The organism is Yoonia sp. (assembly GCF_046498525.1).
Classification (GTDB): domain Bacteria; phylum Pseudomonadota; class Alphaproteobacteria; order Rhodobacterales; family Rhodobacteraceae; genus Yoonia.
This window is the reverse complement of record NZ_JAWOAN010000253.1, coordinates 1-10,813: the sequence shown is the minus strand read 5'-3', so window position 1 is coordinate 10,813 and position 10,813 is coordinate 1. Positions and strand designations below refer to the sequence as shown.

At 56.4% G+C, this 10,813-nt stretch carries 9 protein-coding genes, 1 tRNA gene and 2 pseudogenes; 1 reads left to right on the top strand and 11 read right to left on the bottom strand.

Annotation, left to right across the window (positions count from 1 at the left end; genetic code table 11):
- From R6T97_RS15130 to R6T97_RS15085, 10 genes and pseudogenes are all read right to left on the bottom strand, one after another.
- Window positions 1-518 (bottom strand): annotated as a pseudogene (locus R6T97_RS15130) (DNA-directed RNA polymerase subunit beta'); the annotation flags it as partial.
- 93 nt (window positions 519-611) lie between these two features.
- Window positions 612-4,751: a DNA-directed RNA polymerase subunit beta gene (gene rpoB / locus R6T97_RS15125; RefSeq protein WP_410350116.1), complete on the bottom strand. Its 4,140-nt coding sequence runs from the start codon at window positions 4,749-4,751 to the stop codon at window positions 612-614.
- 245 nt (window positions 4,752-4,996) lie between these two features.
- Window positions 4,997-5,371, bottom strand: a complete 375-nt coding sequence (gene rplL, locus R6T97_RS15120) for a 50S ribosomal protein L7/L12 (RefSeq protein WP_410350115.1) — start codon at window positions 5,369-5,371, stop codon at window positions 4,997-4,999.
- A 68-nt stretch (window positions 5,372-5,439) separates the two neighbouring features.
- Window positions 5,440-5,952: a 50S ribosomal protein L10 gene (rplJ, locus tag R6T97_RS15115; protein ID WP_410350114.1), complete on the bottom strand. Its 513-nt coding sequence runs from the start codon at window positions 5,950-5,952 to the stop codon at window positions 5,440-5,442.
- Window positions 5,953-6,307: 355 nt separating this feature from the next.
- A complete protein-coding gene (gene rplA, locus R6T97_RS15110) occupies window positions 6,308-7,009 on the bottom strand; it encodes a 50S ribosomal protein L1 (protein ID WP_410350113.1) in 702 nt (233 codons plus the stop codon).
- Entirely contained in the window at window positions 7,009-7,434 is a 426-nt protein-coding gene (gene rplK, locus R6T97_RS15105; RefSeq protein WP_410350112.1) for a 50S ribosomal protein L11, read from the bottom strand. The genes rplA and rplK overlap by 1 nt, the downstream gene beginning before the upstream one ends.
- Before the next feature lie 104 nt (window positions 7,435-7,538).
- Window positions 7,539-8,069 carry a transcription termination/antitermination protein NusG gene (nusG, locus tag R6T97_RS15100; protein ID WP_410350111.1) on the bottom strand — a complete coding sequence of 177 codons (531 nt, stop codon included), beginning with the start codon at window positions 8,067-8,069 and terminating at the stop codon, window positions 7,539-7,541.
- Window positions 8,070-8,260: 191 nt separating this feature from the next.
- A complete protein-coding gene (secE, locus tag R6T97_RS15095; RefSeq protein WP_410350110.1) occupies window positions 8,261-8,461 on the bottom strand; it encodes a preprotein translocase subunit SecE in 201 nt (66 codons plus the stop codon).
- Window positions 8,462-8,552: 91 nt separating this feature from the next.
- A complete protein-coding gene (locus R6T97_RS15090) occupies window positions 8,553-9,449 on the bottom strand; it encodes a hypothetical protein (RefSeq protein WP_410350109.1) in 897 nt (298 codons plus the stop codon).
- A gap of 45 nt (window positions 9,450-9,494) precedes the next feature.
- A tRNA-Trp gene (locus R6T97_RS15085) sits at window positions 9,495-9,570 on the bottom strand.
- A 125-nt stretch (window positions 9,571-9,695) separates the two neighbouring features.
- Here R6T97_RS15085 and R6T97_RS15080 point away from each other — a divergent pair.
- Window positions 9,696-10,385 carry a lysophospholipid acyltransferase family protein gene (locus R6T97_RS15080; RefSeq protein WP_410350108.1) on the top strand — a complete coding sequence of 230 codons (690 nt, stop codon included), beginning with the start codon at window positions 9,696-9,698 and terminating at the stop codon, window positions 10,383-10,385.
- A gap of 267 nt (window positions 10,386-10,652) precedes the next feature.
- Here R6T97_RS15080 and tuf read toward each other — a convergent pair.
- A pseudogene (gene tuf, locus R6T97_RS15075) lies at window positions 10,653-10,813 on the bottom strand (elongation factor Tu); the annotation flags it as partial.

Below are 10,813 nucleotides of genomic sequence, written 5' to 3'. Positions count from 1 at the left end.
AGGTCCTGTGCGTCGTTGAACTCTTCCTCGGTCATCAACTGGCCATAGCTCAGGTCGGTCAGGCCGGGCTCGATCACAACGTAGTTTTCAAAGTACAAAATACGCTCAAGATCGCGCAGCGTCATGTCCAGCATCAGGCCGATGCGGGATGGCAGCGATTTCAGGAACCAGATGTGTGCAACGGGTGCGGCCAGTTCGATGTGGCCCATACGCTCGCGACGGACCTTTTGCAGCGTGACTTCGACACCGCATTTTTCGCAGACAACACCGCGATACTTCATGCGCTTGTATTTGCCGCACAGACATTCATAGTCCTTGATCGGGCCAAAGATACGCGCGCAGAACAGGCCATCACGTTCTGGCTTGAACGTGCGGTAGTTGATGGTTTCGGGCTTCTTGATTTCGCCGAAAGACCACGACAGTATCCGCTCTGGCGATGCCAGAGAGACCTTGATTTCGTCAAACGTTTTCGCCGGTGTGAGCGGGTTAAACGGGTTGTTTGTCAGTTCCTGGTTCATCTTCAATTCCTTGAATTGGGGTGCATGGGGATTGGGGAAATGTGGGTTTCACCCACCCTACGTAGGGTGGGTGAAACCCACGCGCGGTTGCGCTTATTCCTCATCCTCCGCATCCAGGAGTTCCATGTTGAGGCCGAGGCCCCGGACTTCTTTCACGAGCACGTTGAACGACTCAGGCACGCCGGCCTCGAAGTTGTCTTCGCCCTTGACGATGCTTTCATAGACTTTCGTCCGCCCTGCTACGTCATCCGACTTCACAGTCAGCATTTCCTGCAAGGTGTAAGCCGCGCCGTAAGCTTCCAATGCCCAGACTTCCATTTCCCCGAAACGCTGGCCACCGAACTGGGCTTTACCACCCAAAGGCTGCTGCGTGACAAGGCTGTAAGGCCCGGTGGAACGCGCGTGGATCTTGTCATCGACAAGGTGGTGCAGTTTCAGCAGATACTTCACACCGACAGTCACCTTGCGCGAGAACTGCTCGCCCGTGCGCCCATCGAAAAGGACCGACTGACCAGAGGTGTCAAAACCGGCACGCGTCAGCGCATCGTTTACATCAGCCTCTTTTGCACCATCGAAGACAGGTGTCGCGATTGGCACACCGCGGGTCACATTGCCCGCTGCTTCGACCAGATGATCCTCATCCATGCCGGCGATGCCTTCGTCATAGACATCATCTCCATAGGCGATCTTCATCGCTTCACGCACAGGGGTCAGATCGCCCGAGCGGCGATATTCACCCAACGCCTCGTCGATATGGATACCCAGACCGCGTGCGGCCCAGCCCATGTGTGTTTCAAGAATCTGTCCGACGTTCATGCGCGATGGCACACCCAGCGGATTCAAACAGAAGTCGACAGGTGTACCATCTGCAAGGAATGGCATGTCTTCCATAGGCACAACCTTGGAAATAACACCTTTGTTGCCGTGACGACCGGCCATCTTGTCGCCGGGCTGCAGCTTGCGCTTCACAGCCACGAAGACCTTGACCATCTTCATCACACCCGGAGGCAGATCATCGCCGCGGCGCACTTTCTCGACTTTATCCTCAAAGCGTGCATCCATTGCGCGCTTCTGGATTTCGTACTGTTCGTTCAGCGCTTCCACGATCTTGGCATCGTCTTCGTCTTCCATGGCAAGCTGCCACCACTGCCCGCGGGACAGATCAGAAACGCTTTCCTCGGACACGATGGAACCAGCCTTGAAGCCCTTCGGCCCCTTTGCGGCTTTCTTGCCAGAGATGATATCCCACAGTCGCGCATAGATGTTGCGATCAAGGATCGCCAACTCGTCATCGCGGTCACGGGCAAGGCGCTCGACTTCCTCACGCTCGATCTGCAGGGCACGTTCGTCTTTTTCCACACCGTGGCGGTTGAAGACGCGCACCTCTACCACGGTGCCAAAGTCACCGGGGGGCAGCCGCAGGGATGTGTCACGCACATCGGACGCTTTTTCACCAAAGATGGCGCGCAGAAGCTTTTCTTCGGGCGTCATCGGGCTTTCGCCCTTTGGTGTGATCTTGCCCACAAGGATATCTGCGGGGCCGACTTCGGCGCCGATATAGACGATGCCCGCTTCGTCGAGGTTGCGCAGGGCTTCCTCGCCGACGTTCGGAATATCGCGGGTGATTTCCTCTGGCCCAAGCTTTGTGTCACGGGCAGCGACTTCGAATTCGTCGATGTGGATCGAAGTGAAGACGTCGTCGCGCACGATGCGCTCGGAGATCAGGATCGAATCTTCGTAGTTGTATCCGTTCCAAGGCATGAACGCGACGATCACATTCTTGCCAAGCGCCAGTTCACCGATATCCGTGGATGGACCATCAGCGATAACCTCGCCCTTCAGAACCGTATCACCCACCTTCACCAGCGGACGCTGGTTGATGCAGGTGTTCTGGTTCGAACGCTGGAATTTGCGCATACGGTAGATATCAACGCCCGCATCGCCCAACTCAAGGTCAGACGTCGCGCGGATCACGATACGCTGGGCATCGACCTGGTCAATGATACCGGCACGTTTCGCCATGATCGCCGCACCACTGTCGCGTGCGACAACTTCTTCGATACCGGTACCCACCAACGGAGCTTCGGCCTGAAGCAGTGGAACGGCCTGACGTTGCATGTTCGAACCCATCAAGGCGCGGTTGGCGTCATCGTTTTCAAGGAACGGGATCAAGGACGCCGCAACCGAAACAAGCTGCTTTGGTGACACGTCGATCAAGTCCACGTTTTCGCGTGGGGAGAGCGTGTAATCGCCGTTCTTGCGGGTTGAGACCAGATCGTTGTGGAATGATCCATCGTCGTTCATGTTCGCATTGGCCTGCGCTACTGTGTGGCGCATTTCCTCGGTTGCGGACATATAGCTGACTTCGTCAGTCACCTTGCCGTCCGTAACCTTGCGGTAAGGTGTCTCGATGAAGCCGTACTTGTTCACGCGTGCAAATGTGGCAAGCGAGTTGATCAGACCGATGTTCGGCCCTTCCGGTGTCTCGATGGGGCACATCCGACCATAGTGGGTCGGGTGCACGTCGCGCACCTCAAAGCCTGCACGTTCACGTGTCAGACCACCGGGTCCAAGCGCAGACAAGCGGCGCTTGTGCGTCACTTCGGACAGCGGGTTGGTCTGGTCCATGAATTGCGAAAGCTGGCTGGAACCGAAGAATTCACGCACTGCTGCAGCAGCAGGCTTGGCGTTGATCAGGTCCTGCGGCATCACTGTGTCAATCTCGACAGAAGACATACGCTCCTTGATTGCGCGCTCCATGCGCAGCAGACCGACGCGGTACTGGTTTTCCATCAATTCGCCAACGGATCGCACACGGCGGTTACCAAGGTGGTCGATATCGTCGATATCGCCCCTGCCGTCGCGCAGTTCGACCAATGCCTTGATACAGGCGACGATGTCTTCCTTGCGCAGGGTGCGCATGGTGTCTTCGGCATCCAGATCAAGGCGCATGTTCATCTTTACACGCCCAACGGCGGAAAGATCGTACCGCTCGCTGTCGAAGAACAGCGTATCGAACAGAGCCGATGCACTATCGACGGTCGGTGGTTCACCCGGGCGCATGACGCGGTAGATATCCATGAGCGCGGTTTCGCGGTTCATGTTCTTGTCTGCGGCCATCGTGTTGCGCATATAAGCGCCGACGGTGATGTTATCGATATCGAGTACAGGGATCGTCTTGATGCCCGCATCAACCAAATCCTTGAGCGTGCCACCGATGACTTCGCCATCCTTGTTCCGCTCAAGCGTCAACTCGTCGCCAGCCTCGACGTAAATCGCGCCGGTTTCCTCATTGATGATGTCCTGAGCGACAAATTTGCCCACGATGTTCTCGTATGGGACAAGCAGGTCGGTCACCTCGCCCGCATCGATCAGCTTTTTGACCGAGCGCGGGGTGACTTTCTCGCCAGCTTTCGCGATGACTTCGCCTGTTTTGGCATCGACAAGGTCAAACGCAGGGCGTGTGCCACGCACACGCTCGGGGAAGAACTTGGTGGTCCAGGCTTTGCCCTGCTTGTCCAGCTTGTACTCGACCGTGTTATAGTAGGCATTCATGATGCCTTCCTGATCCATACCCAATGCATAAAGCAGGGTTGTCACGGGAAGTTTGCGACGGCGGTCAATGCGGCAGAACACAAGGTCCTTGGCGTCGAATTCAAAGTCGAGCCAGCTGCCGCGATATGGGATGATGCGGCAGGCAAACAGCAGTTTGCCGGAAGAATGGGTTTTACCCTTGTCATGGTCAAAGAACACGCCAGGAGAGCGGTGCATCTGGGATACGATAACACGCTCCGTGCCATTCACGACGAATGTGCCGTTTGGCGTCATCAAGGGCATATCGCCCATGAATACGTCTTGCTCCTTGATGTCTTTGACGGATTTCGAACCTGTGTCGTCGTCAACTTCAAACACGATCAAACGGAGGGTCACCTTCAGCGGTGCGCTATATGTCATGTCGCGCTGCTGACATTCCTCAACGTCGTATTTCGGCTTTTCCAGCTCGTACTTGACGAATTCAAGCACGGCGGTTTCGTTGAAATCCTTGATCGGGAATACCGACTGGAAGACACCTTTGATACCTTCGCCGTCAAGCGGTGTATCGCTGTCGCCCGAGCGCAGGAACAGATCATAAGAGGATTTCTGAACCTCGATGAGGTTCGGCATTTCGAGTACTTCGCGGATTTTGCCGTAGTACTTACGCAGGCGTTTCTGACCAAGGAAAGTAGAAGCCATGTGCGGTGTCACCTTTTGTTTGTCTCTCGAACGATGCAACACCCGGGCCGCGGTGCATCATCCATTTGACAGGGGATTCCAAGTCTATTCGTGGCTGCCGTCCCACCGGCCGCCTCCCGACTATAGAAACCTACCCAAGGGGTCGGTCAGCTAATTGGCCGACCTCTAAGACAGGTTTAGCTGGACCCACAATTCGCAGGTCCAGCCGAATTTTAAGGGCGAATTGCGTTTCGCCAAAAGCGGGCTTAGGCCAGCTCGACCTCTGCGCCAGCTGCTTCCAGCTTGCCTTTGATCTCTTCGGCTTCGTCCTTGGACGCGCCTTCTTTGATCTTGCCGCCAGCTTCGACCAAGTCCTTGGCTTCTTTCAGGCCAAGACCAGTGATCGCGCGAACTTCCTTGATCACGTTGATCTTGGATGCGCCAGCGTTCTTGAGAACGACGTCGAACTCTGTCTGCTCGGCAGCAGCTTCGGCTTCGCCACCAGCAGGGCCAGCCATCATGACTGCGCCGCCAGCTGCGGGCTCGATGCCATACTCGTCCTTGAGGATGGTTTTCAGTTCTTGTGCTTCGAGAAGGGTCAGACCAACGATCTCTTCAGCAAGTTTTTTCAGATCAGCCATTTTATGCTTTCCGTTCGTTTTAAGTGTGTTCCAACGTGAGGGAAGCCCCCCAAGTCAATTCAGATGCTTTATGCAGCTTTCTCTTCGATGGTTGAGAGAATGCTTGCGATGTTCGAAGCAGGCGCGCCAATGGCCCCCGCGATGTTGCTTGCAGGTGCGGCAATGCAGCCCGCGATGGAAGCGATAAGCTCCTCACGAGATGGCATACCGGCAACCGCTTTCACACCAGCGACGTCCAGCGCTGTCTCGCCCATGGCACCGCCGAGGATGACAAGCTTGTCATTCCCTTTGGCGTACTTGTCGACAACCTTCGCCGCAGCGACGGGGTCTTCCGAGTAAGCGAGTACAGTCATGCCTTCGAGGTATTCGGCAATGCTTTCGCATGGCTTGCCCTCGAGGGCGATTTTGGCGAGCTTGTTCTTGGCAACGCGTACAGACCCGCCTACTTCACGCATTTGAGCGCGCAGGTCCTGCATTTCAGCAACTGTCATGCCTTCGTAGCGGGCAACCACTACAACGCCAGAGCTTTCAAAGATCTGGCCGAGATCTTCGACCAGCTGTTCTTTTTGTGCTCTATCCACAGTTTTACTCCAAGTTTGGTACCGGATCAGGCCCGGCACCGGCTCTACTTTTGTCAAACGGCTCAGCCGCCCAACAGTCTACAGTCCATGCAAACGGGGCGTGCCAGAACAGTTTGAGACGAGCCTCAAAAATTCTGGTTATCCCATCTCAGGCAGGAATTAATGGCATGTGGCCAACCCACCGTCTCGGACGAATAAGGGCCCGAACGAATCAATCTCTCGGGCCCTGCGCATCATTTAGTCCCGATTACCCCAAAAGCCAAGGGCCGCGCCCGAAACTTCTTGGAGAACCATCAAATAAGAAATGGCAGGCCCGAACGACCGGACCTGCCATCGTCAGATTTTAAACGACAGTCTACGCGTTACCGGTCGCCGAGGCCACGTCGACAGACACACCAGGGCCCATTGTGGAGCTGACGGCGATCTTTTTCATATAGGTGCCTTTGGCACCTGATGGCTTGGCTTTGCCGACGGCATCAACGAAGGCTTTCATGTTCTCTTCGATCTGCTGCGCAGAGAAGGATGCCTTGCCAATACCGGCGTGGACCACACCGGCTTTTTCGGCCTTGAACTGAACCTGACCGCCCTTTGCTGCTTCCACAGCTTCCTTGACGTCCATGGTCACGGTGCCAACACGCGGGTTCGGCATCAGGTTACGTGGTCCCAACACCTTACCGAGACGACCGACGACAGCCATCATGTCAGGCGTCGCGATGCAACGGTCAAAGTCGATCGTGCCGCCCTGAATTGTTTCCATCAAGTCCTCTGCGCCAACGATGTCGGCACCGGCTGCCTTGGCCTCTTCGGCCTTTTCGCCACGCGCGAATACAGCAACGCGGACAGTTTTACCCGTGCCATGAGGCAGATTTACAGTCCCGCGGACCATCTGGTCTGCGTGACGCGGATCAACGCCCAGTGTCATCGCAATGTCGACGCTTTCGTCGAACTTTGCATTTGCATTGTCCTTGACGAGCGATGCTGCTTCAGCAACGGATACGTTGTGCTTGCCTTTGAATGCAGCGCGTGCTGCAGTTGTACGTTTACCAAACTTTGCCATTACTTCACCTCGATGCCCATAGAGCGCGCGGAACCCGCGATGATCAGCATAGCACCTTCGATGGACGTCGCGTTGAGGTCCTTCATTTTGGCTTCTGCGATTTCACGAACCTGCTTGCCTGTGATTGTACCAGCAACATCCTTACCGGGTGTCTTGCTACCAGACTTCAGGTTTGCGGCCTTCTTGATGTAGTAAGACGCAGGTGGCGTCTTGATCTCTATCGTGAAGGACTTGTCCTGATAGTAGGTGATCACAGTCGGACACGGGGCGTTCTTTTCCATGTCTTCTGTCTTGGCGTTGAACGCCTTACAGAATTCCATGATGTTGATGCCGCGCTGACCCAGCGCAGGACCGACAGGTGGGGAAGGGTTGGCAGCACCTGCAGGAACCTGCAGCTTGAGCGTACCCATAATTTTCTTGGCCATTGGCCTTCTCCTTTTCAGCGATGGGTCAGACCCATCCTACATTGCCCCGGTTGGGGCGGTTATGCCGTGGTTAGGGTTGCCCCTCCCACGTCTGAACACGAAGGTTACTGTTTAGAAACCTGCGTGAATTCCAGTTCGACCGGCGTCGCGCGACCAAAGATAGAGACCGTCACCTTCAGGCGCTGGTTGTCTTCGTCCACCTCTTCGACCATGCCGTCGAAATCTTCGAACGGACCGTCGTTGACCTTGACCTTCTCGCCGATCTCGAAGTGAATGAGCGTGCGTGGCGTGTCTTCACCCTCTTGGACGCGGCCAAGGATTGCCTGCACTTCGGCGTCGCGCATCGGCATCGGGCGGCCCTGTGGACCAAGAAAACCAGTCACGCGGTTGATCGAGTTGATCAGATGATAGCCTTCGTCCGACATTTCCATATGAACCAGCACGTAGCCGGGCATAAAGCGACGCTCGGCGGTCACTTTCTTGTTGCGACGGATTTCGATAACTTCTTCGGTCGGCACCAGCACTTCATCAATCTGGTCGTCGAGGCCCTGCTCCTCCGCCTTCTGGCGGATCGCCTCTGCGATCTTCTTCTCGAAGTTTGAGAGAACGCTTACCGAATACCACCGTTTGGCCATCTGTCAGAGCACCTTGTCGTCACTTGGCCACGCGTGGCCGCAATTACATTTCATTCGAGCGGAACAAGACCGCGAGTCCCGAAAATAAAAGCGGCGTGCAACTCGATTCGCCGCACGCCATTTTCCGGAAGTTGATGGCTCTTACCGCTGCCTCATCGGGTTTTCAAGAGGGCTGCGGAAAATCCGGGGAATTAGGTGCCAAAGTAGGTCAGGACACCGTTGAGACCCGTACGGATCAGCAGGTCAACGAGGAAGAAGAAAATCGCGGTCAATGCCGCCATGATAAAGACCATGATCGTGGTCATGATGACTTCACGCCGCGTTGGCCAGACGACCTTGGAAATCTCTGAACGGACTTCCTGAATGAACTTCACTGGATTGGCGATGGCCATGACGCATTGTCCTTTTTCGACACAAGACGGACTTACGGGCTATCATGCGCGAATTCAACCCCGTTTGGGCGCGACTTGAATCAAGAAGGCGTTAGCCTGAAACGGGACGCAGCAAGCTCACACCCTCCATTTTCGCAATCGCCGTCAACTGACGGGCATAGACGGCATCGCCGATGGCATGTTCTTCTGCGGCAAAACCATCGAACGGGGCATGGCCGTCTTCGACGGGCATCATCTGCCGCGCGGTTCTGGCAAGTTTTTCGTCGGGTGCCGGTTCGGCCTGCGCCAAGACGTGCTGCACGGCCGCCGCCGACAGTCCGCGGTTGATGTGGCGCGGTCTGGGTATGACGCTTCGTGCCGCATCTTCGCCAACCAAACCGGCCATGATCTTGGCGAAAAGCGCACCGTAGTCTTCATATTGCCAAACAGTCAGCGCACCGACCCCGGGGGCGGCACGCAGGCGGGCTACCAAATGGGCCCAATCGACGCTGCTCAGCGGGTTGCGTCTTTGGAAAACCGCGACGGGCTGGATGCGCCCGCCCAACAACATCTGACAATAGGCCGAGTTGATAAACGCAGTTGGACGCCGAACCGCAAGGAAAACGTCAATCTTCTGGTCCATCGCAGCGGCCAGTTGTGTCAGCCGGTCTCCGGCGGACTTGTAGCGGTGCTTCATAGAGCGACCATGCGGCTGATTGAGCGGGCCTATGAAATTCTCTTCGCTGAAGACCAGTCGATGCCCGTCTTTGCGCAACAGGTCCAATTGGTCGGCAACCCGCAATTCTGTCTCATCCGCTGCGCTACCACCACGAATCCCAAACAGCGCTTGAAGAGAGTTTCCCGGCAACCGAAAACAATCGGGGCCGTAATACATTACGCCAGACGCAGACAACTCCGCGCTCGCGCGCTTCAGCGACCGCTGCAAATGCGAAGTGGCCGTCTTATGCGCGCCAATGTGGAATGCGATACAAAGGGAGCGGTCTGTCATAAACTTGGTTTGATCCTCCGCACGAACGCCGTCGGTGATCCGGTCTGGCAGGGGCACCAGGACTTGAACCCGGGACCTACGGTTTTGGAGACCGCCGCTCTACCAACTGAGCTATACCCCTACGACCGGGTGTTGGGTTAGTCCGAAACCAAAGCAGGATCAAGAGGGAAGGTGCGGTACACTTGTGTTCAGACCCATAAATGCGACAAGAGTGACGAAATCCGCAACCAAAGGCCCCTGCCCTCTATGTCACTGCGTAAACGGATCGAGCAATCGGAGTTCCTTGCCGCCCTGCTGGGAAGGCTGGCCGGGCGTTATCTGGCGTTCTGCAACCGGACAACCAAATGGCAGGTCGAAGGGCTGGATGATCTCAGGGCCGCCCTGACCAAAGGGCCGGTTTTGTTGGTGATGTGGCACAGCCGGTCGGTGATGGGTGCGCTACATTGGCCGGTTGCCGATGGGCCGCTGTCCAGCCTTTACGCCAGTTCCCCCATCGGGCGCGTGTCAGGTGCCGTGCAGCGCTGGGTGGGCCTGCAACCGATGGAAATGTCGGAAAAGCAATCAAACCGGGCAGCGTCGCGGATGATCCTGACACGCGTCAAAGACGGGGTGAGCATCGGTATGACGGGGGACGGACCATTAGGCCCGGCACTAAAGGTCAAGGATGCGCCGCTTGATTGGGCGCGCGCCACGGGAATGCCCGTTTTTGCCTATGCTTTTGCGACCACAAAAGGACGGCGGTTGGCATCTTGGGATCAGATGCTGGTGCCCTACCCCTTTGGCAAGGGGGCCTATATCTTTCGACAGTATCCCGATGCCATACCCCGCGATCTGGACCCAGATCAACGCGAAGCACTGCGTGCCGGTCTTGCCGCGTTCTTGAACGATACGTCAAAGGCCGCAGATGCGCGGCTGGGGCTTCCGACCGGGCCATAGAGGGCTTGGACGACGGACTGTCCTTGACGGTTGAAAGCCACCTGCTTCAAAGCATCAAGAAAAGTCATGGGGCATCCCTGTGCTGAATTTGTAAGAATCTCAGAGCGTTGAATGATTCCTATTGGCCTCCAAGCGTTGCAGCCCTGACCAGCAGAACCACGACGAAACCAAAAGGCCGCCCCGATTGGAGCGGCCTTTCTTTTGTTTGCGTGGTCGGTGGGTTGCACCCACCCTACATAGGGTGGGTGCAACCCACGCGTGGTCCGATTACTCGACGATCTTGGAGACAACGCCGGCGCCGACAGTGCGGCCGCCTTCGCGGATCGCGAAACGCAGGCCGTCTTCCATCGCGATCGGTGCGATCAGCTCGACGTTGAACTTCAGGTTGTCGCCCGGCATCACCATCTCTGTGCCCGCGGGCAGCTCAA